Source organism: Nanhaiella sioensis, assembly GCF_046557775.1.
Classification (GTDB): domain Bacteria; phylum Bacillota; class Bacilli; order Bacillales; family SM2101; genus Nanhaiella; species Nanhaiella sioensis.
Window position 1 is genome coordinate 3,186,775 of sequence record NZ_JBKAEG010000001.1, and the last position, 25,588, is coordinate 3,212,362.

The 25,588-nt window shown below is 34.8% G+C and carries 22 protein-coding genes; 19 read left to right on the forward strand and 3 right to left on the reverse strand.

What is annotated here, in order from left to right:
• Positions 1-281 precede the first annotated feature (281 nt).
• From fadR to trxA, 5 genes are all read left to right on the forward strand, one after another.
• Positions 282-875, forward strand: coding sequence for a fatty acid metabolism transcriptional regulator FadR (gene fadR / locus V1503_RS14760; protein ID WP_214481565.1), 594 nt, complete (start codon positions 282-284; stop codon positions 873-875).
• 209 nt (positions 876-1,084) lie between these two features.
• Complete coding sequence (locus tag V1503_RS14765; protein WP_410627892.1) at positions 1,085-1,858, forward strand: enoyl-CoA hydratase; 774 nt, start codon at positions 1,085-1,087, stop codon at positions 1,856-1,858.
• Between the two features lie 51 nt (positions 1,859-1,909).
• Positions 1,910-2,683 (forward strand): electron transfer flavoprotein subunit beta/FixA family protein, encoded by a 774-nt coding sequence (locus V1503_RS14770; RefSeq protein WP_410627894.1) that lies wholly within the window; start codon positions 1,910-1,912, stop codon positions 2,681-2,683.
• 373 nt (positions 2,684-3,056) lie between these two features.
• The gene (locus V1503_RS14775; RefSeq protein WP_410627898.1) at positions 3,057-4,034 is read left to right on the forward strand and encodes an electron transfer flavoprotein subunit alpha/FixB family protein; all 978 of its coding nucleotides are present in this window, start codon (positions 3,057-3,059) and stop codon (positions 4,032-4,034) included.
• A 283-nt stretch (positions 4,035-4,317) separates the two neighbouring features.
• On the forward strand, positions 4,318-4,632 hold the full coding sequence (gene trxA / locus V1503_RS14780; protein WP_214481560.1) for a thioredoxin: 315 nt from the start codon (positions 4,318-4,320) through the stop codon (positions 4,630-4,632).
• Between the two features lie 172 nt (positions 4,633-4,804).
• Here the strand turns inward: trxA and V1503_RS14785 are convergent, their stop codons facing one another.
• Positions 4,805-5,419 carry a cupin domain-containing protein gene (locus V1503_RS14785; RefSeq protein ID WP_410627901.1) on the reverse strand — a complete coding sequence of 205 codons (615 nt, stop codon included), beginning with the start codon at positions 5,417-5,419 and terminating at the stop codon, positions 4,805-4,807.
• A 358-nt stretch (positions 5,420-5,777) separates the two neighbouring features.
• Here V1503_RS14785 and V1503_RS14790 point away from each other — a divergent pair, with 358 nt between their 5' ends.
• The 8 genes from V1503_RS14790 to uvrC all read left to right on the forward strand — a co-directional run bounded on the left by V1503_RS14790 (position 5,778) and on the right by uvrC (position 16,196).
• Positions 5,778-6,986 (forward strand): hypothetical protein, encoded by a 1,209-nt coding sequence (locus tag V1503_RS14790; RefSeq protein WP_410627903.1) that lies wholly within the window; start codon positions 5,778-5,780, stop codon positions 6,984-6,986.
• Positions 6,987-7,348: 362 nt separating this feature from the next.
• Positions 7,349-8,299 carry a lysylphosphatidylglycerol synthase transmembrane domain-containing protein gene (locus V1503_RS14795; RefSeq protein ID WP_410627905.1) on the forward strand — a complete coding sequence of 317 codons (951 nt, stop codon included), beginning with the start codon at positions 7,349-7,351 and terminating at the stop codon, positions 8,297-8,299.
• The gene (locus V1503_RS14800) at positions 8,296-9,753 is read left to right on the forward strand and encodes an alkaline phosphatase family protein (protein WP_320256723.1); all 1,458 of its coding nucleotides are present in this window, start codon (positions 8,296-8,298) and stop codon (positions 9,751-9,753) included. The genes V1503_RS14795 and V1503_RS14800 overlap by 4 nt, the downstream gene beginning before the upstream one ends.
• Positions 9,753-10,514 (forward strand): glycosyltransferase family 2 protein, encoded by a 762-nt coding sequence (locus V1503_RS14805; protein ID WP_320257139.1) that lies wholly within the window; start codon positions 9,753-9,755, stop codon positions 10,512-10,514. Before V1503_RS14800 ends, V1503_RS14805 begins: the two co-directional genes overlap by 1 nt.
• Positions 10,515-10,918: 404 nt before the next feature.
• On the forward strand, positions 10,919-11,680 hold the full coding sequence (locus V1503_RS14810) for a hypothetical protein (protein WP_410627907.1): 762 nt from the start codon (positions 10,919-10,921) through the stop codon (positions 11,678-11,680).
• A 70-nt stretch (positions 11,681-11,750) separates the two neighbouring features.
• Complete coding sequence (locus V1503_RS14815; protein WP_410627909.1) at positions 11,751-12,683, forward strand: FTR1 family iron permease; 933 nt, start codon at positions 11,751-11,753, stop codon at positions 12,681-12,683.
• 391 nt (positions 12,684-13,074) lie between these two features.
• Positions 13,075-14,400, forward strand: a complete 1,326-nt coding sequence (locus V1503_RS14820) for a glycosyltransferase family protein (RefSeq protein ID WP_410627911.1) — start codon at positions 13,075-13,077, stop codon at positions 14,398-14,400.
• Between the two features lie 17 nt (positions 14,401-14,417).
• Complete coding sequence (uvrC, locus tag V1503_RS14825) at positions 14,418-16,196, forward strand: excinuclease ABC subunit UvrC (RefSeq protein ID WP_410627913.1); 1,779 nt, start codon at positions 14,418-14,420, stop codon at positions 16,194-16,196.
• 376 nt (positions 16,197-16,572) lie between these two features.
• On the opposite strand, the gene V1503_RS14830 is transcribed toward uvrC, so the two are convergent.
• Positions 16,573-17,025 carry a YslB family protein gene (locus V1503_RS14830; RefSeq protein ID WP_410627915.1) on the reverse strand — a complete coding sequence of 151 codons (453 nt, stop codon included), beginning with the start codon at positions 17,023-17,025 and terminating at the stop codon, positions 16,573-16,575.
• 382 nt (positions 17,026-17,407) lie between these two features.
• On the opposite strand from V1503_RS14830, the gene V1503_RS14835 reads away from it, so the two are divergent.
• From V1503_RS14835 to sdhB, 3 genes are read left to right on the forward strand one after another with little or no spacing between them, the layout of a single operon-like run.
• A complete protein-coding gene (locus tag V1503_RS14835; RefSeq protein ID WP_320207713.1) occupies positions 17,408-18,016 on the forward strand; it encodes a succinate dehydrogenase cytochrome b558 subunit in 609 nt (202 codons plus the stop codon).
• Positions 18,017-18,048: 32 nt separating this feature from the next.
• Positions 18,049-19,812, forward strand: coding sequence for a succinate dehydrogenase flavoprotein subunit (sdhA, locus tag V1503_RS14840; RefSeq protein WP_410627917.1), 1,764 nt, complete (start codon positions 18,049-18,051; stop codon positions 19,810-19,812).
• A gap of 1 nt (position 19,813) precedes the next feature.
• Entirely contained in the window at positions 19,814-20,575 is a 762-nt protein-coding gene (sdhB, locus tag V1503_RS14845; protein ID WP_214481541.1) for a succinate dehydrogenase iron-sulfur subunit, read from the forward strand.
• A 241-nt stretch (positions 20,576-20,816) separates the two neighbouring features.
• On the opposite strand, the gene V1503_RS14850 is transcribed toward sdhB, so the two are convergent.
• Positions 20,817-21,878, reverse strand: coding sequence for an endonuclease/exonuclease/phosphatase family protein (locus V1503_RS14850; protein ID WP_410627920.1), 1,062 nt, complete (start codon positions 21,876-21,878; stop codon positions 20,817-20,819).
• A gap of 209 nt (positions 21,879-22,087) precedes the next feature.
• Between V1503_RS14850 and V1503_RS14855 the strand changes: the two genes are divergently transcribed.
• From V1503_RS14855 to racE, 3 genes are all read left to right on the forward strand, one after another.
• Entirely contained in the window at positions 22,088-23,449 is a 1,362-nt protein-coding gene (locus V1503_RS14855; RefSeq protein ID WP_410627922.1) for a D-arabinono-1,4-lactone oxidase, read from the forward strand.
• Positions 23,450-23,874: 425 nt separating this feature from the next.
• Positions 23,875-24,099: a spore germination transcription factor GerE gene (gene gerE, locus V1503_RS14860; RefSeq protein WP_214481537.1), complete on the forward strand. Its 225-nt coding sequence runs from the start codon at positions 23,875-23,877 to the stop codon at positions 24,097-24,099.
• Positions 24,100-24,719: 620 nt separating this feature from the next.
• A complete protein-coding gene (gene racE / locus V1503_RS14865; RefSeq protein ID WP_320256730.1) occupies positions 24,720-25,514 on the forward strand; it encodes a glutamate racemase in 795 nt (264 codons plus the stop codon).
• Positions 25,515-25,588 lie beyond the last annotated feature (74 nt).

The following is a 25,588-nucleotide window of genomic DNA, read 5'->3' on the forward strand; positions in this document are numbered from 1 at the left end:
ACGTAAGTGTAATATACAATAATATTTAGTACCCTTTCACATGAGCATACGGTGAAAGGGTCTATTTAGTCACTATATACTTGACAAGAAAAACAGTCCTGTTTTATTATTAAAATATGAATGACGATTCATTCATTTAATGAGGTGAGTGTTCAAAAGGAGGATAAGAAGGTTAGAAGAGCAGGGCGTGTAACTTGCTATATTGGCATAGACTGCTGTAACGTCCAAAAGCATCATTTTTACCATTCTTTTTGAACATCCTTTTGAAGGGACGAGTTATAGTGAAGCGTAACAAACCGAAATACAAGAAAATCATTGATGCAGCTGTAATCGTAATTGCAGAGAATGGCTATCATCAAGCTCAAGTTTCAAAAATTGCAAAACAAGCTGGGGTTGCAGATGGAACTATATATTTATATTTTAAAAACAAAGAAGATATATTGATATCTTTATTTCAAGAGAAAATGGGGAGTTTTATAGAAAAAATTAGTGAAGAAATTGCAGGAATGGAATCAGCTAAAGAGAAGTTATTACTGTTGATTGAAAAACACTTCAAATTATTATCAGATGATCATCATTTAGCGATCGTTACTCAGTTAGAATTACGTCAATCTAATAAAGAGCTACGTGTGAAAATAAACGATGTGTTAAAAGGCTATTTAAAAGTATTGGACCATATAATACTTGCAGGAATCGATAGAGGTGAATTTCGCAAAAATTTAGACATACGCCTAGCAAGACAGATGATATTTGGAACGATTGATGAAACAGTAACATCGTGGGTAATGAATGATCAAAAGTATGATCTAGTGACATTAGCATATCCTCTGCACCATTTAGTAGTTAGCGGATGTGGGTCAACTGAGATTAGTTAATTAAACAAATGGTCAAAACTGGCGTTCTTTTCCAGTTTTGACACTGCAAACGGCTTGTCTTCACACATAAGTGTACCACTATGGTTTTATGATCATTTCCTTGAAATGAAAATTTCACCAATTGCATAAAACCTCGCTTTGATGTTGTAGTATTAAAATATAACAATAAAAGTTGTGAAAAGAGCCTTTCAGAAAGAAGGGGTGAACGTATGGAATATACAAAATGTCATATAGCAAACTATGTCGCAACAGTTTCACTGGATCATCCTCCAGCGAATGCTGTGTCATCTTTAGTTTTGAAAGAGCTTTCAAAAAGATTAGATGACTTAGAAAAGAATGAAGATGTGAGAGTCATTTTATTACAAGGTGAGGGGCGCTTCTTTTCCGCAGGAGCTGATATAAAGGAATTTACGACTGTATCGAGCAGTGAAGAGTTTTCAGTCTTATCAGAAGCTGGTCAACAATTATTTGAAAGAATTGAGTTATTTTCAAAACCTGTTATTGCAGCAATTCATGGAGCTGCGCTTGGTGGAGGCTTAGAGCTTGCAATGAGCTGTCATATACGCATTGTAACCGACAACGCAAAGCTTGGCTTGCCAGAACTTCAATTAGGTTTAATACCAGGTTTTGCAGGAACACAGCGTTTACCACGTTATGTAGGTACTGCTAAGGCAGCTGAATTGATGTTAACGAGCGAGCCAATTTCAGGTTTGGAAGCTGTAAAGTTAGGCTTAGCTAACCACGCATTTCCAGAAGAAGTTATGTTAGAAGAAGCTAGTAAACTAGCTTTAAAAATAGCTGCAAAAAGTCCAATATCTGTTTCAGCTGTAATTGAATTATTAAGATACACAAAAGCTGATCAATACTATGGTGGAGTTAAGCGGGAAGCAGAGCTTTTTGGGAAAGTTTTTGCAACAGAAGATGCTAGCGAAGGTATTAGTGCATTTCTAGAAAAAAGAGCACCAACTTTTAAAGGAAAGTAACAATAGTTTGAGATGTTAAAATATTTTGAAGAGTAAATTGGAGGGAATAGAATGAACATCTATGTATTATTAAAAAGAACATTTGATACTGAGGAAAAAATTGTTATTTCAAATGGTGAAATAAATGAAGATGGGGCTGAATTCATTATTAACCCTTACGATGAATATGCTGTTGAAGAAGCAATTCAAATTCGAGATGAGCATGGTGGAGAAATAACTGTCATAACTGTTGGAGGAGAAGAATCTGAAAAGGAACTTCGAACAGCGTTAGCGATGGGATGCGATAAGGCTGTATTAATTAACACAGAAGAAGATTTAGAAGAGAGCGATCAATATTCAACTGCTAAAATAATTGCAGAGTATTTAAAGGAACAGGAAGTTGATTTAATTTTAGCAGGGAATGTAGCAATTGATAGTGGCTCTGGTCAAGTTGGTCCACGCGTTGCAGAAATACTTGGGATACCGTATGTTACTACAATAACAAAACTAGACATTGATGGTAGTAAAGCTACAGTTGTCCGTGATGTAGAAGGAGATTCAGAGATTATTGAAACGACATTACCATTACTTATCACAGCTCAACAAGGTTTAAATGAGCCGCGTTATCCATCACTTCCAGGTATTATGAAAGCTAAGAAAAAGCCGTTAGAAGAGCTTGAACTAGATGATTTAGATATAGATGAAGACGATGTAGCTCCAAAAACGAAGACAATTGAAATATATTTACCGCCTAAAAAAGAAGCAGGAAAAATATTAGCAGGCGACATTCCTGATCAAGTAAAAGAACTCGTATCGTTACTACATTCTGAAGCGAAGGTTTTATAAATTTATTCTTAGGTAAAGGCTATTTTCTTAAACTTTATTACTATAGTTCCTAAACGAGAAGTTAAAGGTGTCGTTTTACTCAATAATCATCTTTTTATAGAAGAAAAGATGCCACGAAATCCAGTTGTATTCGTGTTTAACAATTAATACGAAAAACAACAATCTATGCGAAAACAGCCTAGGTAAATGAGGATTGCATGGAAGTTATTCATGATGGCAAGGGCTGACTTTGGGTGGAGTAGGGGTTCCATGTGCCATGCTCCAGTATGCATTATCAAGTGGTCACTTAGTCATTTCTACATGAAGGCACTTGTCGGAGGAGATCAAACCGCTTGTGCTAATCTTAAAAATAGTGTATTCGGGAGGAATAAAAATGGCTAGAAAAGTTTTAGTACTAGGTGAAGTTCGTGATAACACATTACGTAATGTGTCGTTTGAAGCGGTTGCAGCTGCAAAAACAGTTGCAGAAGGCGGCGAAGTAGTTGCAGTACTAATAGGAGATGCTGTATCAAGTGTAGCTAATGAAATGATCTATTTCGGTTCAGACCGTGTTGTTATAGTAGAAAATGAAAAATTAAATGCATATACTACAGATGGTTTTTCTCAGGCACTTCTTGCTGCAATTGATGCTGAGCAACCGGACGGAATCGTGATTGGGCATACCGCTCTAGGTAAAGATTTAGCACCAAAAATTGCGAGTAAACTTGACAGTGGATTAATATCTGATGCAACTGCTGTGGAAAGTGTAGGAGGGAATATTGTATTTACTCGCCCTATCTATTCTGGTAAAGCATTTGAAAAGAAGATTGTAACGGGTGACAAAATCTTTGTTACAGTACGTCCAAATAACATTGCTCCACTAGAAAAGGATGAAGCTAAAACAGGTGAAGTTTCTTCATTAACAGTAGATATTAAGGACCTCAGAACAATTATTAAAGAAGTCGTTAGAAAGGCTTCCGAGGGAGTAGATCTGTCAGAAGCTAAAGTAGTTATAGCTGGTGGTAGAGGTGTAAAAAGTGAAGAAGGGTTTGAGCCATTAAAAGAGTTAGCAGATGTACTTGGCGGGGCAGTTGGTGCTTCACGTGGGGCTTGTGATGCGGAATACTGTGACTACTCGTTACAAATTGGTCAGACTGGAAAAGTTGTCACACCTGATCTATATATAGCATGTGGCATTTCAGGCGCTATTCAACATTTAGCAGGTATGTCTAATTCGAAAGTTATCGTTGCAATTAATAAGGATGCAGAGGCAAATATCTTTAATGTAGCAGACTATGGAATTGTCGGTGATTTGTTTGATGTTGTGCCGTTACTAACAGATGAATTTAAGAAATTAAAAGTTCTTTCATAAATTTAAACACAAAATGGTGTAGTCAATAGAAATAACCTTTTTACATGTGCTAAAAGGACTTTCCCTGTGCTTACTAAATAAGTAACAAGGGTGAAGTCCTTTTTACAATGCTAGACGACAGAAAATCCCCTTAAAGAACAAGATTAGTTAATTCGAAATTTACTGAAGTAAAATATTATCTTGAAGGTAAAATTACAACTGAAGCAAAAAATTAGCATCCAAAACCATACAGTGATATACTTTGATGTATCAAAAGAAGTAGATAATTAGGAGGAAGATAAACATGGCAATTTCACATGTTACTGATCAAAATTTTACAGCTGAAACTAGTGATGGAGTAGTACTAGCAGACTTTTGGGCACCATGGTGCGGACCTTGTAAGATGATTGCTCCAGTACTTGAAGAGTTAGATCAAGAAATGGGAGATAAAGTTAAAATTGTTAAGCTTGACGTTGATGATAACCAAGAAACTGCAGCAAAATTTGGTGTGATGAGCATCCCAACATTATTAGTTTTCAAAAATGGTGAAGTAGTTGATAAAGTGGTTGGTTTCCAACCTAAAGAAGCATTAGCTGATTTATTGTCAAAGCACGTTTAAGCGATAAATAACATGGTAAATTAGCAGGGAGATAATGACAAAATGTAAAAGTGTCTTATCTCCTTTTTTATTATTATTTACTAAGGTTCTTTTCATTTTTACTAACAAATGATGATTATCACACAGAAGTCTCTAACTTGGCTGCTTCGGTTTATCGTAATAGAGGTAATCGTTATTTGTAAGAGTATTCATATTTAATGAAATATGTGGTTTGGTTTACTTGTAAATCAACAGGCTCATCTTCATATATATAAACTCTTTTATTTTTATAGTCTACAAATGCTTGCATCTCCTTGTTATACTCCCCTTGGTGTACTCCTTCTATTTGAAGAGTGGAGAAAGAAGAATATTGTGATTCTACTACTCTTTGTTGGTTTGAAAGAATGATACGCTGTTCTATTGGTAGATGAATAACCATTGGATCATCATCCGCTACATATTTATACTCGATTGCTGTTGATGAAATAAAAAACTCTCGTGGCGATGCAAAAATAAGCAGATGAAGTGGGTTTTTTGTATTATTTTTGTAGCCATGAATAACATTTTTCCATCCTAAAACAAGATCTCCTTCTGTAGCAGTTATCGATTGATTGTTAGATACGTAATAAGTCAATTCTCCTGAAAGAACGACTGCGCAGTCTTCACCAAAGGAGTGTATATGTGGTTTGATCTCCTCTTGAGGTAGTAGCACACATTCGAATAGTGCCGTATTTTTGGAAGCACTTTTAAAGATGACTTCTAATTTTGAAGCTGAAACAGGTGTATTCACTAAATCTAAAACCTTCATTTATATTCCCCCTTTGAATAATGCTTTTTTTTCTTAAATTAGTTGCTATTATGAGAATAGGAAAGACGCCACTAATGCTAGATGTATATATTCGTTTATATGTAAGGGCGAAAAGCAACAATCAATGCGGAAGCAACCTTGAATAATTTAAGCTTACATAACAAACTTGACTTCAGCATCGTAAAGAAGGATGAGAATTGTTACAACTTTTGGTTGAATTGACTAGTAATCTATGAACTAGCAATCAACCTTTTTTATGAAATACCATTGACATTGAAAATCATTCTCTGTATAATTCAACCTGTAATGAAAATCATTATCAATAAACAAACACAACACATTCAGGGAGAGGTTTTTAGTGAATAAGAAAAAAGTTATTACTTTATTTTCAAGTATAGTATTTGCTGGCGGTGTGCTAGCAGGATGTAGTTCTGATACAGAGGAAACATATACTGATAAAAAAGAAGAAGCATCTGTTGAACAAGTTGAGGAACAACAAACTTCTGATGAAACTACTGAGGTATCTGTAGAAGATTCGATTACATCAAAGCAAATTGAAGCATATAAATTAATGATTGAAGAGCTAGGTAATGCAAAAGAAGGAAATCCAGTAGATTGGGATAAGGTAGGTAGCTTATACGAGGCAGACCTTCAAGATGCGGTCACTGAAACAAATGGTGATTTCGATCAAGCGATTGTAACGGCAAAGGATGCAGCAGCAGCAGGTGAGCTAGATGCAAATATTGCCAAACAAATAATTGATAAGTTAACACAATCCTACTTCTATCATAAGCAAAAGAGTTTACATAAAGATGTGATTGCATTTTTAGAAGAGGAAAAGCAAGCAGATGCTGAATTAGCTTTTGCAGAATTAAAGCTTTTAGCAGAAGAAGTGATTATACCAACAGCTGTGAAACGTGATAGTTACTATGAATTAACTGATACTTTTAGTATGGAACAGAGCATTCAAGCAGGGCTTGCGGCTCAAGAGATAGCATTAAATGAAGGAAATATTGAAGATTTTTCAGTACTTGTTCAATTAACTGATAAATCAATTTACCGTAGCTACTATTTAGCAGCTCAATCTTACGCAGAAAAAATTGAAGCAGCAGTAGCAGAAGGTAATGCTGATGAATTAAACCTAACGATCATGCAAGCTGAAGCATGGGGCTTCTTCCAAGCAATTAAAGGATCTTTATCAGGTGGTGATGAAGCTGCTGCTCAACAGCTAGATGAATTATTCTCTCTGAATATGACAAATCCTGTTGACATCAAAGCAGAGCAAGTACATGACTTATTTACAAAAGCATTTGTAGGGAAATCAAAGGTATACCACGGGAAAGTAGTAACTGCTTTAGAAGAAGGTAACGTGAATGAAGCGACAATCGAAGCATTAGAAGGAAATATGTTTGTTAAAGCTATCGAGCTAGAGCTTGGAGATGACAGAATAGCACTCCTAGAACAAGCAGAAAAATGGTATGATGCAGTTAGCGAGAATAAGGGTGATGAAGCAGCGCCTATTAGTGAATCAATCGTTGCTACACTTGACAAATTAATCAATGAATAACATAGAAGCCGCTCTTTGCGGCTCTTTGTTTGAGAAAAAATAACATTGCGAAAAGGAACTTTTCGTAGGGCACTGTTCGTAAACTTTGTTGTAAGATGAGATTTAAGAGAGTTAAATATTATCAAAAAGTTGCCACAAACACTAGATGTTTACGTGATTATATCTCAGAAGGAAGAGCAACAATCAATGCGTAAGCAGCCTTTCGTAAACTTCAATGCAATTTAAACTTGTTAGGTAAGGTAGGTCATTGGATAAATGTCATGGACTATAGTGTATCCAAACAGCCTTTGTAAAAAATATATTTTAAGTATTATTTATGGTAATATCTTAAGGTACAGAGTAAAGATGAATGGGAAGAGAGTATGAAAAGAAGTAATCTTTCACTGTTGGTAAAAGCAATTGGGATTTGTTCTGTAGTTATCTTTATAATCTTATCATCCACGCTGTTTAATAGTTCTGACTTGCTATTATCAATAAAAAAACTTATAAATACACCACTATTATTGGCTGTCATGTTTGTAGTTTATGGATTGTCATTTATCTTGCGGTCGTTAGCCTGGAAATGGTATGTAAATGGTAAGGTTACGTTAATCACTTGTATGCAAGGCATCTTCTTAAGCCTTTTTGTTAATCATGTAGTACCTTTCAAAGTTGGAGACGTTGTTAGAGTAGGAGTGATGGCAAAGAAGGAGAAGCTAATCCGACTAGATGAGGTATTACATTCAGTCGTTGTATTACGCATCATCGATATGGCCATCTTAATGTCAATATCAGGGTTTGGATTTATAATTATATTAAAAAGCTTCCCATTGCAGCAATCTATTTTTTTCTATGGTGCTGTTTTTTTCATGGTTACTATTATGGCCATTTTTTTTATAAGAAAGTTTGCCAATCTTGTGAGAAGGCATTTTGCTTTGTTGAAAAATGCGTTAAAAGGTTGGAAGGGGTTTTTAATCATTTCGACAGTTTTATTAAGCTGGATATGTGAAGGAATTGTCGTATACGGTGTCGCTCTCCTTTATCAAGGTAATCTCGCTTTTTTGCATTCAGTATGGGTAAATAGTTTAACTGTCGGTGGCCAAGTGTTTCAGGTAACTCCTGGCGGACTTGCCACCTATGAAACGGTTATGACATTTGCCATTACTAGTATAAAAAACATCACAATGAAAGAGGCATACGAGATTGCAATTATTAGTCATGGTTTTAAATTTATTTTTTCGTTTATTGTAGGTATAATAACAACTATTTTCACACCAGTTTCTGTTAGTTCTATCAGCACTTGGATAAAAAGAAAAGGAGGCTATTCTTCATGAAAAAGGCGTCAAAATTTGAGAAGTTTGCAGCTCGGTGCTGGAATCTTTTGAATGAAGGGAAGCCATTCACACCTATTTTTGTAATAGGTACGATGCTTCTATTTAATCTTACGACTCTTTTTGAGGGACAATCGTTTTCAGCATTTCTATTAAGCTTTATTTTAATACTCCCTGTGTTTATTCTATATTTCATTTATGATTTTCCATTGTTTTTACGTAATTATTTATGGATACCATTTGTTATTTATTTAATTATTTGGAACAGTGTTAATGTCCCATTACTACTATTTGCTTTAGGGTTATATTTCTTTTTTACTGTCTTTTTTTGGGGTACATTGTATTATCATTTGCGCATTGGAACAACGTGGTGGAACTTTACGCGTTTTTGGAAGCTCGTACTAAAAAATAGTGATTCAACGAGTGGTAATGCACAAGAGCAATTACCAAAGTTCTTATTACTTCTGTCATTGTGGAATTTAACATTTGAACAAATGCACATGGATTTTGAATTATCATACTCACCTTTATTAGCATTTTATGTCTTTTTATTATTATTTGCATGGATATTACATCGAAATTTGTTTGATTGGAAGCCAAAAATAATAAGTGAAAAAACAAATAACGCTCCAGAACAAAAGGAAGCGATGAGTGATAAAGTAGTTGTCTTGGTCGTTGATGGTATGAGAAAAGAGCGATTTGAAGAGGCGAATACACCCTTCTTAGATTATTTAAGAAAAAATGGTACAGACTATTCTCAAATGGAAACGTTATATCCAGCTAGAACAGTTGTATGCTTTACTTCAATGTTTACTGGAACATATCCTTTTGAACACGGTATTAAATCAAATATGGTGTGGAAATTAGGAATTAAAGTTGAGAGTATCTTTGACTCATTGCGAAAAGTAGGTAAAAAAGGAAGGCTGCTAGGCATCGCACATTTAGTTGACTCAATGGGTGATGATGTGGAAACCGTTACAGCAGTTATGCATAATGATGTTGCAGACAGAAACATCATTGATAGAGCAAAGCTAATTATGAGCGAACAAGATCCGGATTTACTAGTCGCCCAGTTAATTAGTACAGACCAAACAGGTCATAGCCGTGGTGTTCTATATGATGAATATATTCAAAAAATTGAAGAAGCAGATACTTTGCTAAAGGAATATGTTGATTGGCTAGAAGAACAAGGAAAGATGACAAACACAACAATTATCGTTTGTGCTGACCATGGACAAGCTGATGGGATAGGTGGTCATGGACATTTAGATGAGGGAGAACGCTATGTTCCATTTTTTATGTATGGAGCAAATATCGAAAAAGGTAAGCGAATTGACGACAAGCAAAGTCTCGTTTCAGTTGCGCCTACAATCGCATACTTATTAGGTGCTCCCTACCCTAGTCATAGCCGTGGACCAGTTTTAGTAGATGCGATAAGAAAGGGCGTTCACAAATGATGATGAAGCAAACTGTAATCGTATTTTTACCAGCCCACAATGAAGAAAAATCAATCGCTGAGGTTATTAAAGCAATCCCTAGATACTTTCATGACAGGTTAGAAGTAAAAGTACTCGTTATTGATGATGGCTCCACAGATCAAACGGTGAAAGTAGCACGAGAGGCAGGCGCGGATTATTTTTATCAATTTTCGTCAAACCAAGGTTTAGGAGCAGCTGTTAGAAAGGGGTTAGAGGAAAGTGTTAGGTTAGGTGGACACATCAGTGTAATGATAGATGCTGATAATGAATATCCAGCAACACAAATCCCTGATCTTTTACAGCCAATCTTATCAGGTGAATATGATTATGTAATGGGTTCACGCTTTCTTGGGACAATTCAAGGAATGAAGCTTCATCGCAGGTTAGGAAATTATTGCTTTACATTTATGCAATCCATCCTACTAAGAAAATGGATACATGATGGACAATCGGGTATGCGGGCATTCTCACTACAGGCGATGAAAAATGCTGAGATTATTCATGATTACAATTATGCCCAAGTTATCACGCTAAATTTAGTAAGAAAAGGATTTCGTGTGAAGGAAGTTCCCATTAAGTATCATGTGAGGACAAAAGGCAAATCTTTTATTAAATTTAATTCTTATATGACAAGTGTCCTACCTGCAATAATAAAAGAAATAACAAGGCCAGTCGAACAAGTAGAAATAGATTACAATTATCACATATTACCATTAGAAGCAGCGAAAAAGAGTAGCTAATTTCACAAAATTATGTCAGTAAAATATGGTTTTGTATCATCAATGGATAGAAGATACATGTCACTAGTACGAAAAGCTATAATTCTAACTTGTTAAGAGATCTACAGAATGACGTATGAATAGCTAAAATGCTTTTTTAAAGATGTAGGAGGTGTTTGTGCCTATTGCAACACCTTCAAGCCTCTCAAACCGTATCGGTCTGATTTGAAATCACTTAATATGTGCTAAAGCTTCGTCACATTTTAATGAAGTTTTTCCTGACAGGCTTCAAGCAAGAACTTTACGTTTAAATAACATTGAACAGAGCAAGAAACATTAGTAATGACACTTATGCTTTTCTTAATATATAGTATTGACATTAATGATGATAATCATTATCATTAATGTGTGGGAGGAAATATTATATGAAAAAGGTATTATTTTTTTGGGTGACATTGATATTCATTTTCAATTCGCTATTATCGACTCAAGTTTTTGCATATTCATACGGTGATCCAAATAAGGAGCCGATTGCTGAAGCATATAAGGATATGCTTATAAAATTAAATGAAGAACCACCTAATTTTTCTGAGGTTAAAGCCATTTACGAGACAGTCAAAGAAGATGTTGACCTCCATATGGGCTCAGAGCCAACAGAAACTATTACAAAACATATAGAGGATGAAAATAAAGATGCAGTCATTAAGGACTTAGAAAAAATCCTCGTTTTGAATATAGCACGTCGACTTGAAAGTATTGAACTAAACTTTGAAGATTTTGATACATCTAAGCGTTTATTAGCAAAAGGATTTGCTACATATGAAGCATTATCACCACTTATCGAGAGTAAAGATCAAGAATTGGATCAATCGTTAAGAAATGAGTTTGATCTTGCATTATCTGCCCTTGGAAATCCTGGATTATTTGGTGTAGGTGAGAAAGAAGCAGATATTAATAGTTTTATAGAAAGTAAAGAAATCATTCTTTCGACAATTCAAGAGCAGCTTAATGTGTTAAATATTGAAGTTGGACATTTTAACGAAGAAGATGTTGAGTCTACTTTGACGGATACTGGAAAAAAAGAATGGACAGATTTATCTAACTTTACAAACTGGATTCCAATTCTTTTAATCATTGGTGTGATAATAGCTATCGTTATATATTCTATGAAGAAAAAAAGTAAGTAATATATGAGCATCATTTAAGTGTTTTGAAATTCGTCTTATGAGATACTCCTAGTGGGGAAGGAGAAAAGCTATGCAAATTCAAGCATTATTAATTACGTTTCGAGAGGTTCTTGAAGCCCTGCTCATTGTTGGGATCATTACGACCTACTTAAAAAGAATGGACCATTCAAAATATACTAAATATGTGTGGTTAGGAGCAGGATTAGCAGTATTAGCAAGTGTCGGGATAGCGATGTTGTTCCAAGTTGTTTTTACCGGTTTTGCAGCTATGGGAAACGAGATGTACTTAAAGATTGGAATTATTTTAGTTTCTACGTTGCTACTTACCCAAATGGTGTTTTGGATGGCAGCACATAGTAAAGATATTAAGGGTAATGTAGAAGGCAAAATGAACCGATTTATTTCAACAGGTAATATAATTGGTATGGTTATTCATTCATTTCTAGTCGTTTTGCGAGAGGGTGTCGAAACAGTATTTTTCTTTGCAGCTATTACCGGGGGGAATATTGGTGCAGCACTTGAAGGTTGGGGAGCAATAACGGGTATGCTCATTGCTGTAGTCATTTGTTACTTCTTCTTTAAAGGGACAATGCGTATTCCATTAAAGACATTCTTTAAAGTTACTGGTGCATTTATTATCTTAATAGCAGCTGGTTTATTAGTTCAAGGAATTGGAATGCTCCAAGATTTAGAAATTATCGGTAGTGTAATGCCACATGTCTATGACATTACTTGGTTTTTACCAGAACATCCAATCGATTACGCGCACTATGTGCGAGATAACGGAGTAGCACCTCTCTTATCTGGTGATATTGGCATATTCTTAAAAGCACTTTTCGGTTATTCTTCTATGCCGTCAATTGAAGAAATGTTGGCATATATAGGGTACTTCGTAGTCATCTATTTACTAATTAAATCCCATTATGGCCAAGAACAGCAGAAGAACAGCAAACAAGAACAAACAAACAATGTTAAGGTGCTTGAACCCCAAACAAAGCTTTAAAAAATATACTTTTTAAAAGTACGAGACAGTAGTCTTGTACTTTTTTCAGCATATTAAAGTATTCTTATATTGATGTATAAGGAACAAATAAATTCATAAACCTATGTAGTGTCGAGGTTGAATAATGTTTTTGAAACTGCAAGATGAGCAGAAAAGTCGCTTTTATGCTTCTCTATTTGGAAGAATTAAGGAGGTTAGCCTGGGGTGTTATCAGCGTTTTGTTGATTTTCAATAACCTTAAAACCTAATGAATCATTTCCTAGAAAATAATAAAAAGCATATACTTTCACTTTGTGTTACTGTTTGTATCATTTGTTTAACTTATTATTATTATTTGCAATTAATATATAGTAGTCCTTTTGCTGCAACATGGGATCAGGTAGATTTTGCTTTGGCACTTACACGTTATGATTTATTATCAATGCAACCACATTTCCCTGGTTATCCTTATTTTATATTAGGTGGTATGTTAATAAATACGGTCATTGATAATGGAGCCAAGGCACTAGCGGTTTTTAATGTTTTAGCGATGATCACTTCCGTTATACCCATTTATTTGATGGCTAGACAATATATTAATAGACAACAAAGCCTTTTGGTCGTAGCTGTCATACAAACGGCAAGTTACGTAGGCTTAATTGTTACTCAACCTATGTCAGAAGGTTCAGCGATTGCATTTCTTTGGTGGTATATATGGAGTTTATTTCAAGCAAAAAATTCAGATCGATTTGTTTTGCAGTTATTGCCTCTGCTTTTTTTTAGTATCGTATTAGGCATTCGTCTATCTTATTTACCCTTTGGGATTGGTATTATACTTCTTTGGATATATGATTGGAAAAGGTTTGAATCTTTTGGGAGACTTAGTCGTCTAGTTGTATTTGCAATCATTTTTCAATTATGTTGGGTTATAGGGTTAATAATGACTGAAGGAAGTGTTAGTGGCTTTATTAAATTAGCTCTATCTTTTACATCCGGTCACTTCAATGACTGGGGTGGAACACAAGTTACTGCTAGCGAGTCTGTTTTTTATCGATTATTAACATTAATCGGAATAAACATAGTCTGGAATGGAGTAGCTGCTAAATCATTATTATTATTGTTAGTATATAGCGTACTATTCATTTTTTGTTGCTATAAATTACTTACACAAAAACTTTACACACGCTCGGATTATTGGTTATTAATCATCGGGGCAACGTATTTCATCTGGGCATTGTTTGCGCAAAACATTGATAAGCCTAGACATATAACGCCTCTAGTTGGTATGGTTCTTTTTCAATTACTCATTTTGATTTTAAAGAGATCCTTTCACATATTCCTTGTTGTGATGTTAACAGTTATTGTCCTTAGTCAAGGGATTGTAGGATATAAATTAATTTACGAACAAGCAACAGAGCAACCAGCTACACATCAATTAGGCAATTATTTAGATGCACAGAACGAATTTGTTGTATTATATACTTGGGAGGAAACGAGGGTGCTAAAGTATAATAACGTATCCTTTCCTCACAAAAGAATATTTACTTATGAAAGGTTTCTACAAGATAAATTATATTATAAGAATGCAACAATTTATGTTACTGATCATGTACTCAAAGGATTTGAATCACAAGGGGTTAATGTTTCAGGATTTATTGAGAAAGTGACTTCATTCTCTTCGAGTATCATGTCGGACCCTTCATATGGAGAAATCACTTTATATAAGTGGAAAGATTAAAGGTTGGAGCGATTGTCATGTCAGATCATTTAAAAGAAAAAATTTCAATTGTACCAGAACATCCAGGATGTTATTTAATGAAGGATAAGAATGGGACAGTCATCTATGTAGGGAAGGCGAAAGTTCTTAGGAATCGTGTCAGGTCTTACTTTACAGGCTCTCATGATGGAAAGACGTTACGGCTAGTAAATGAAATTGTTGATTTTGAATATATCGTGACATCTTCAAATATAGAAGCTTTAATTCTTGAAATTAATTTAATTAAAAAGTTTGATCCAAAATATAATATTATGTTAAAGGATGATAAAACGTATCCTTACATTAAAGTCACGGCAGATACTCACCCACGTCTACTTATTACGAGGAAGGTCAAAAAAGATAAAGGCAAATATTTTGGTCCATACCCAAATGTTCAAGCTGCGAACGAAACGAAAAAACTATTGGATCGTATGTACCCTCTGCGCAAATGCTCAACGCTCCCAGACCGAGTTTGCCTATATTATCATATGGGACAATGCCTAGCTCCTTGTGTGAATGAAGTGACTGAAGAGCAAAACAAAGAAATGGTCGAACAAATCGTTCGATTTTTAAATGGTGGGTATAAACAAACAAAAAAAGAGCTAACTTCAAAAATGCTAAAGGCATCGGAAGAGCTAGATTTTGAGCGGGCTAAAGAATACCGTGATCAAATTACACATATTGAAACAACGATGGAAAAACAAAAAATAACAATGAAGGATTTAGTTGACCGTGATGTCTTTGGCTACTCTTTTGATAAAGGATGGATGTGTGTACAAGTATTTTTTATTCGTCAAGGAAAGATGATTGAGCGAGACGTGTCGATATTTCCTTTTTACAATGAGCCGACTGAAGACTTTTTAACATATTTAGGGCAGTTTTATTCGAAAACAGAGCATTTTATCCCAAAGCAAATATTGCTTCCAAATGATATTGATAAACAGTTAGTTGAACAGTTATTACAAGTACAGGTTTTACAACCAAAACGTGGACAAAAGAAAGAACTGCTTGATTTAGCAAAGAAAAATGCGAAGCTTGCTTTACAAGAGAAGTTTTCACTTATCGAACGTGATGAAGAAAGAACAATAAAGGCTGTAGAAAACTTAGGTACACAATTGAGGATTGAAACTCCTCACCGTATAGAGGCCTTTGATAATTCAAATATTCAAGGGACGGATCCTGTATCTGCAATGGTTGTTTTTATTGATGGGAAGCCAGAAAAGAAAGAGTATCGAAAGTACAAAATAAAATCAGTCATTGGGCCAGATGATTATGATTCTATGCGCGAGGTAGTAAGAAGGAGATACACTCGTGTATTAAAGGAGAATATGCCATTTCCAGATTTAATTTTAGTTGACGGTGGCAAAGGGCATTTAGCCGCAGTTCAAGATGTTTTAGAAAATGAGCTTGGAATCGAAGTTCCGGTTGCAGGAATGGTTAAAGATGATAAACACCGCACATCTGAACTAATTGTTGGTGATCCTGTCCAAACAGTACCGCTTGAAAGAAATAGCCAAGAGTTTTATTTGATTCAACGTATACAAGATGAAGTGCATCGCTTTGCAATAACTTTCCATCGTCAAATAAGAAGTAAATCTGTATTTAAATCTATACTTGATGATATCCCAGGTGTTGGTGAAAAACGGAAAAAAGCACTTCTTAAGCATTTTGGCTCAATTAAAAAGTTAAAAGAAGCAACCGTTGAAGATCTTCAAAAAGCACAGATTCCAATTAATGTAGCTAAAGAAATTTATAACAAGATGAACGACGAAGAATAATAAAAGGTTATCATTTAGGAATTAACTACTGTTACGCTCAATGATTCATATCATTTATGTTTATGATATCGATGACAATCATAAACCATAAGGAGCCAAAACTGAGAAGAGACCCTGATGTATATTCGTCAGGGTCTCTATCGTTAAAATAGCAAATTTATCGTACTAAGAAATAACAAACAGATTTGTCTTTTTTAATGACGGCTTTCGCATAGATTGTTGTTTTTCGTACCTATTTCATAGTATCTTTTCTTCTATAAAACGATGATTGTTGCGTACAACAACATCTTTATCTTCTAGTTTAGGAAAAAAGTATCATAGTTTACGAAAAGAGCGACTCTACATTAAATATAATGATTAATGAAGAGCTGGCTGTTTATGAAGAAATGGTATCAAGCCTATCCCATTTTACAGTGAAAATCACCTTTTTCGATCGAGGCTTTTGCTGCTCATAAGCTTCTGTAATCATTTGTTTTTGTCCTTGAATTTGTTCCGCTAAAAAACCAGCTTCCAGTTGAAAGGTTATATTGTCAGATGATAAGCGCTTTTCAACAAGATGTCCATTTAATTCGAGGTGTAGCTCGTTTTTCGTTTCTTTTACAGTGGATAAGTTCCCCCATCCAGCCTCATGAAAAAATGAAATGATTTCATCAATATTATTACATGGAAATTTTCTTGCTAGATCTTTTCCTGATAAATACATAATAAATGATAATTCTTTTCGAAAAATATTCGGAAGCACATGTTCTCTATAGATTTCTAACCCAAAAGCAGGTACGGATGTATTATTTTCTTCTGTATGTTCTTCGGTATAGATTAAGTCTTTCATTTTGACCCCCTCTTCACCAAATTATTATATAACAATAGCAGCATTAAGGCATAAGTTTTTTGTTTACTTTTAATGAAAACTTTTAAGGATACAGATTGTTCGTCTTTTATGAAGAGTGGTTCACCGTATAATGGAAAATTACGGTGAAATTTGATTGATTATGACGAAAAAAAAGAAAATTCATGAATATTTTATGAACACGTTTTCTTGACGCTTGATAATGTTGAGAGTACAATAAATTTGTTACATTATATTGATAAAAAATGCAATCTATTCATTTTTTATTTTTTCCTCATCATAAGTAATGGGGATGGGATTTTATTTTATTTTACTTTTGTTTTAAGTTTTCAAAAAAATGATTCAACTCAAGGGGGGTATAACTGTGGAAAATAATCGTGAATTCTTTTATCGCAGATTACATTCACTATTAGGAGTCATTCCAGTAGGGATATTTTTAATTCAGCATTTAACTGTGAATTACTTTGCGACAAGAGGTCCGGAGGCGTTTAATAAAGCGGCTCACTTTATGGAAGGTCTGCCATATCGCTATGTTTTAGAGGCTTTTGTCATTTTTCTTCCTATTTTATTTCATGCGATATACGGGCTGTATATTGCTTTCACAGCTAAAAATAATGTAAGCAATTATAGTTTTTTCAGAAACTGGATGTTCCTATTACAACGTATATCAGGGGTTATTACGTTAATATTCATTACTTGGCATGTTTATCAAACCCGAGTTCAAGCAGCTTTCGGTGCAGAAGTTAATTATGATATGATGGCGAATATTTTAGAAAGCCCTATCATGCTTGGTTTTTATATCGTTGGTGTTATTTCAACTATTTTTCATTTTGCAAATGGATTATGGTCATTCCTAGTTAGTTGGGGAATTACCGTAACTCCCCGTTCACAACAAATCTCTACTTATGTAACGATCGGTGTGTTTGTAGCACTTTCATATGTAGGTATTCGTACGATTTTAGCATTCACTTGAATCTAAGTAAGCAATTAAAGGGGTGAGTTACTTTGAGTAACGGAAAAATCATTGTAGTCGGCGGTGGGCTAGCTGGCTTAATGGCAACAATTAAAGCTGCAGAAGCAGGAGTAGCGGTTGATCTATTTTCATTAGTACCAGTTAAACGTTCTCACTCTGTATGTGCACAAGGTGGTATTAACGGTGCCGTAAATACAAAAGGTGAAGGAGATTCACCATGGGAGCATTTCGATGATACAGTTTATGGTGGGGACTTTCTAGCAAATCAGCCACCGGTAAAAGCAATGTGTGATGCTGCACCTGGTATTATACATTTATTAGATCGTATGGGCGTTATGTTTAACCGTACACCAGAAGGATTATTAGACTTCCGTAGATTTGGTGGAACGCAGCATCATAGAACAGCATTTGCTGGTGCAACGACTGGACAGCAGCTGCTATATGCATTAGATGAGCAAGTTCGTCGCCACGAAGTGAGTGGACTTGTAACGAAATATGAAGGATGGGAATTTTTAGGGTCTGTCATTGATGACGATGGGACTTGCCGTGGTATCGTCGGTCAAGATTTAAAAACAATGGACATTAAATCATTTAAAGCCGATGCAGTTATTTTAGCGACTGGTGGACCTGGAATCATTTTTGGGAAGTCAACTAACTCAGTCATTAATACTGGATCAGCAGCATCGATTGTTTATCAACAAGGTGTGAGCTACGCGAATGGTGAGTTTATTCAAATTCATCCAACAGCTATCCCTGGTGACGATAAGCTGAGACTGATGAGTGAATCAGCACGTGGCGAAGGTGGACGTGTATGGACGTATAAGGATGGAAAGCCGTGGTATTTCCTTGAGGAAAAATATCCTGCATACGGAAATCTTGTTCCACGAGATATTGCAACACGTGAAATATTCCATGTGTGTGTTGATTTAAAACTAGGAATAAATGGAGAAAACATGGTCTATTTAGACCTATCACATAAAGATCCTAAAGAGCTTGATGTTAAGCTTGGTGGTATCATTGAAATTTACGAAAAATTTATGGGTGATGATCCACGTAAATTACCGATGAAGATCTTCCCTGCTGTTCATTACTCAATGGGTGGTTTATGGGTAGATTATAATCAAATGACAAATGTACCTGGCCTATTTGCTGCAGGAGAATGTGATTATTCTCAACATGGGGCTAACCGCCTTGGTGCAAATTCATTACTGTCAGCAATTTATGGAGGTATGGTCGCTGGGCCAAAAGCTGTTGAATATATTAATGGTCTTGAGAAGAGTGCTGAAGATATATCCTCTTCTTTATTTGAAAGCTTTGAGAAGCAAGAAACTGAAAAATGGAATAATATTTTAAATCTTGATGGTAATGAAAATGCTTATATTCTTCATAAAGAACTTGGGGAATGGATGACCGATAATGTAACGGTTGTTAGACACAATGATAAGCTACTAAAAACAGATGAAAAAATACAAGAACTTATCGAACGTTTTGATAATATTAATATTAATGATACAGCCAAATGGAGTAACCAAGGTGCATCATTTACTCGTCAACTTCAAAACATGCTACAATTATCACGTGTAGTAACGATTGGTGCATATAACAGAAACGAAAGTCGCGGTGCTCATTATAAGCCTGACTTCCCTGATCGTAATGATGAAGAATGGTTAAAAACAACGATGGCAAAGTTTGTTGATCATAAGTCAGCTCCAGAATTTAGTTACGAAGATGTTGATGTATCATTGATTGAACCACGTAAGCGTGATTATACGAAGAAAAAGAAGGGGGAGAAGTAAGATGAGTGAGCAGAAGGTCGTTCAATTTATTATTACACGACAAGATGAGCCTGATTCTTCCCCTTATGAACAAGAGTTTGAAATTCCATATCGACCGAACATGAATGTCATTTCAGCACTTATGGAAATTCGCAGAAATCCGGTTGATAAAAATGGTAATAAAACAGCACCAATTAATTGGGATATGAACTGTTTAGAAGAAGTATGCGGTGCATGCTCAATGGTCATAAATGGTAAGCCACAGCAATCATGTACAGCTTTGGTTGATAAATTAGAGCAGCCGATTAGATTACAGCCGATGAGAACATTCCCAGTTGTGCGTGATTTACAAGTTGATAGAAGTAGAATGTTTGATTCATTGAAAAAAGTAAAGGCTTGGGTTCCGATTGATGGAACGTACGATTTAGGACCTGGTCCACGTATGCCTGAAACGAAACGTCAATGGGCTTATGAACTATCAAAATGTATGACATGTGGTGTGTGCTTAGAGTCTTGTCCGAACGTTAACAGTAAATCAAACTTTATTGGACCTGCTCCGCTTTCACAAGTTCGCTTGTTCAATGCACATCCAACAGGAGCCCTGAACAAAGGTGAGCGTCTAGATGCACTTATGGGTGAAGGTGGTCTGGCGAATTGTGGGAATTCCCAAAACTGTGTACAATCATGTCCAAAAGGAATTCCATTAACTACATCAATTGCATCCTTAAATAGGGATACAGCTATTCAATCATTTAAGAACTTCTTCGGTAGTGATCGAGTTTAATTAGTAATGAAAACCTCTTCAACGGTTGAAGAGGTTTTTTGTTTTCTTATTGATTATGCTCTTATACTTAATCCAGCTGAAAATAAGTCCAAAGCCTTGAGGCTATCTATCTAGCATTAATATAATATGAAATTGCATAACAGCAAGCTTTAATACCTTTTCTTCTCTAAAAAGATGCAAATGACATCTAACCTCATTCTATTGCTTATATAACAATAGCAACAAAGTGAAGCGAGCATTTCTATTTTAAAATAAATTCTCCTGTCACTGGGTTATGATCACTGTTTTCATATCCTAAGTAATCTCCTGATACATTTATAACTTCAATATTTGGAGATACTAAGAAGCCATCAATTACAGCTAAGAAATTCACTCCTTCTCTAAATGAATATTGGGTTGTGCGACTAGTTGGAACCTGTCGATCTGCTACCCATTGGAAGCCCTCTGGTTTAAATGTTTCAGGGAATTCTTGCAGCCATTCAGGCCACTCTTCTGTTGTTTCGAATAAATAAGGATCTGTTCCAGGAATAACATGATTCCAGTCTCCACCTAATATTAAATAGTTTTCTTTTTGTATCTCATTTGCTAAATATTGAGATAAGTATTGTAATTGCTGTTTTCTCACCTTCCCACCTTCATCGTATGCTGATAAATGTAGGTGAATAAGAATCAGCTCTTTTCCATTGTCGATAGGAATTCTATTTTCAGTAAATGCACGGTCCAAATCAAATAATTGTCTTGGCCAGTCTTCTTTTCCAGCTAGTGCAAATCTAGTACTTTGTTCAATTGTGTATTTAGATAAAGTCAATATACCACTATTTGCCGATCCCATTGGATCTAGGATTGGTACTGGTACCCAAGGGACTTTGTAATTTACACCATACGTATAACTATAATCAGGTAATTTCTTTGAAATATGATCGATTTGATTAATGTGATTGCTACGTGAAGAATCAGTATCAACTTCTTGTAATAAATAAATATCAGATTTTTTATCCTCTATGAATGACGTTATTGCTTCTAAATTTATCAACGTTTGTTCTTTGCTACTTGATTTTGACATTTTTCCACCGTCTAGAAAAAAATCTTGTTCCTTATCTAACCCTGCATAACCAATATTAAAAGTAGTCATCGTAAAAGGTTCATTTGCCCTAAGCATATTTCCACTTTGGTTATTAACTGTAAGTGAAATTTCTTCTGCAGGTTTGTAATCTGTAACTGTCACATAGATCAAAAAAGTGATAAAAATGAGTGCGATTAATAGAATGATATAACTTATCCATTTTGCGACTTTTATTGCCATGTACATTCTCCTTTATCAAGACGTTTGTTATTAATAATACTGCAACTATCATTATGATAAGAATTTTACCTATAATTATATTGTAATAAAAACTAAGTGAATAATATATGTTTTCTTTCGATAATTCTGAAGATTTAGTATAATATTAATGAGATTTAAATATGATAGATAAGACTTTGAGAATAAATTGTATAGTGAGGGGGACAACTGTGAACTCCGTAAAAGCTGTAGAAGTACAGAGGTGGGAGAACTGGTCTGGGAGTGTTGTAAGTAAACCTGCAAAGGTCATGTACCCAAAAAGCATTGAAGAAATCGTTTTAATCGTTAAACAATGTAACAAAACTAATCAGGCTATACGTGTGGTTGGTTCTGGTCACTCATTTACTTCATTAGTAGCAACTAATGATCTATTACTTTCATTGGATCTCCTTGAAGGGATAGAACATACAGACCGAGAGAATGATATTGTTTCTGTTTGGGCAGGAACAAAGCTGCATGTTTTGGGAGAGGCTCTTCACCAACTTGGATATGCACAAGAAAATTTGGGTGATATTAATGCTCAATCAATAGCTGGAGCTATAAGTACGGGTACTCATGGGACGGGAATCCAGTTTAGTAGTTTGGCTACACAAGTTGTAGAAATGACTGTAGTAACTGGGAAGGGAGAGTTACTAGAATGTAGTATGGATAAAAACACTCAAATGTTTAAAGCTTTACAGCTATCATTGGGTGCTTTAGGTATTATTGTTAAACTTAAGTTGAAGGTTGTACCAGCATATAAATTACTTTTAGAGAGCAAACGAATGTTCTTAGATGATTGCCTACAAAATCTAGACAAATATAAAACGGAAAATCGACATTTTGAATTTTTTTGGTTTCCATATAGCAAATATGTTCAAGCTAAATTTGTTAATAAAACAAACGACGATAAAACGAAAAAAAATATTACAGATTCATTTAATAAAAAATTTATTGAAAATGGCTTGTACAGGGTGTTATCAGAAGGGTGTCGTTTAATACCTTCGTTAAGTAAATCGGTAAGCAGATTGTCAGGAAGAGTAGTTCCGAATGAGCGAGCCATCGACGATAGCTATAAAGTTTTTGCATCAATAAGAGATGTTAAATTCAATGAAATGGAATATAATATTCCAGCTAATCAGCTTGCGAATGTGCTTACAGAAATAAGGGATATGATTAATGAAAAAAAGTTCCCCGTACATTTCCCAATAGAATGTCGCTATGTTAAACGAGACGATATATGGCTAAGCCCAGCTTTTGAGAGAGACTCCGCATATATTGCTGTTCATATGTACAAAGGGATGGAGTATATAGATTATTTTCGTAGTGTTGAACAAATATGCAGAAAATATAACGGCAGACCTCATTGGGGGAAGATGCATACACTAACAGCACATACACTAAAAGAAGTATATCCATATTGGAATGAGTTCTTGCTGTTAAGAAATGACTTAGATCCAAATAGTTTATTTATGAACACATATTTACGTCAATTATTCGATATAGCTCCTACCTCCACGACGTCAACAAATTCACAATTAGCTGGTTTTTAATATTTTTTTAAGGCTCTTTTCGTAAACTTTGTCGCTTTTTTTCATATATAATTAAGCAGCTCATGTGTATGATATAATTTTATAGTCTTTAGTGAGAAAAAAATGAATTATATTTGTGTATAGCTCTCAAACGTATACAGCCTTTTATAATCATCTCTATAGGAGTTGGCATCTGATCAACTAATATTTAGGATTGATTGAAACAACCCGTTACATCTAACTCAATCAAGCAATTCATTACGGTTTAATTATAAACCAAGAAAATAAATTCTGATATAAGGTGTCATGTAAAAGAAAAGCATGATGTTCGTACATTTTGGACGAAAATAATCACAGCAATACTCCTTCAAACATAAGATAACATGACTAAATATATACCCATCCGCTAGTTCAGCTCGTACCTTTAGCAAGGAGGGTTACAATATTTGAAGGAGAAGGAGTTTCAACCAAAGCCGTTACTCACTAAGAGAGAAAGAGAAGTATTTGAATTGTTAGTTCAAGATAAAACAACAAAAGAAATTGCTAGTGAATTATTTATTAGCGAGAAAACTGTTCGAAATCATATTTCAAATGCCATGCAAAAGCTAGGAGTTAAGGGGCGTTCGCAGGCAGTAGTCGAGCTATTGCGAATGGGTGAACTTAAGCTTTAATGTATACCGGCTTACCTTACATAGGGAGGCCGGTTATTTATATGTCTTAATTTTAAGTAAGTTCTGTCAGCAAACGTGATCGACATATAATATTTATGTGAAAAAATATAAGTAGTGGATTGCACAATCTAAGATGTAACTTTAAGGTTTGATACTGGAGGTTATTAAATGGACAATTTTAGGGAGTTGAAGAACTTAAGCAGAGTACAATTTGTACTATTGTACACTGTGGTTATATCTATTCCACTCGTTGTAGATTATTATATAATTAAGTATTTTATGAACTCTTTTACGTTTCAGATTGATTTTACTGAATTGTTAATTGTTTGGGTTATTTGCTTTGTATTAAGTTTCTTGATGTCTATATACGTTTGGAAATGGTTTAAGAAACATACATTGTAATACGTGCATATAACTAGTTTCATAAAAAGTTATGACTGTGCTCGATTTTATCGGCAAAGAATATTTAAATAATATGATTGTCTAAGGTAAATTACTTTTATACAATTTAGTAGCTATGCTTCACCTTGTGAAATACTTGCATTTCAATTCAAAAAGATAGAAAATAAGGTGACACTTTAAATATACATCGAGAAACGAGATAAGAATGAGGCGATTTTTTGTTAAGACCGATTGGAGTTATCGATTCAGGAGTAGGAGGACTAACGGTTGCGAAAGAAATCAATCGTCAGTTACCTAAAGAAAGAATCATTTATTTAGGAGATACCGCTAGATGTCCCTATGGGCCGAGGCCGAGTGAAGAAGTCCGGGAATATACATGGGAAATGACAAATTACTTGCTAACATATGATATTAAAATGCTTGTTATTGCTTGTAATACTGCTACAGCTGCAGTATTAGAAGAAATAAAGAATGAGCTCAATATACCTGTTGTTGGTGTAATTCATCCAGGAGCTAGGACTGCACTAAAAATAACAAGCAATAATCATATAGGTGTAATCGGTACTGTAGGTACCATCGCTAGTGGCGCTTATAAACAAGCATTAGAGTCTATTAACCACAATGTTTATGTAGAATCACTTGCGTGTCCTAGATTTGTTCCACTCGTTGAGAGTGGTGACTATGAAGGGGAACAAGCGAAAAGAGTGGTTGCTGAAACTTTAGTAGAATTAAAAAATAAAAGAATTGATACACTTATTTTAGGTTGTACTCACTACCCACTTTTAAGTCATTTAATTAGTGAATTTATGGGAGAAAGGGTGAATATTATTTGTTCGGGAGATGAGACTGCTCGGGAAGTCAGCACGATTCTATATCATAGTGGATTATTAAATGATGAAGATGGTAATAATAATCATCTATTCCTTACAACAGGTGCACAGGAGATTTTCCAACAAATTGCTTCGAATTTATTTGGGCACCCTATTGAAAATATAGAAACTATTAGTTTATAAAAAATTAAATGAGAAGCTTTATTTTACATCCTCTAGCCAAGCTAGAGGGTTTTTTCTTTTTTATCGGTCTAAAA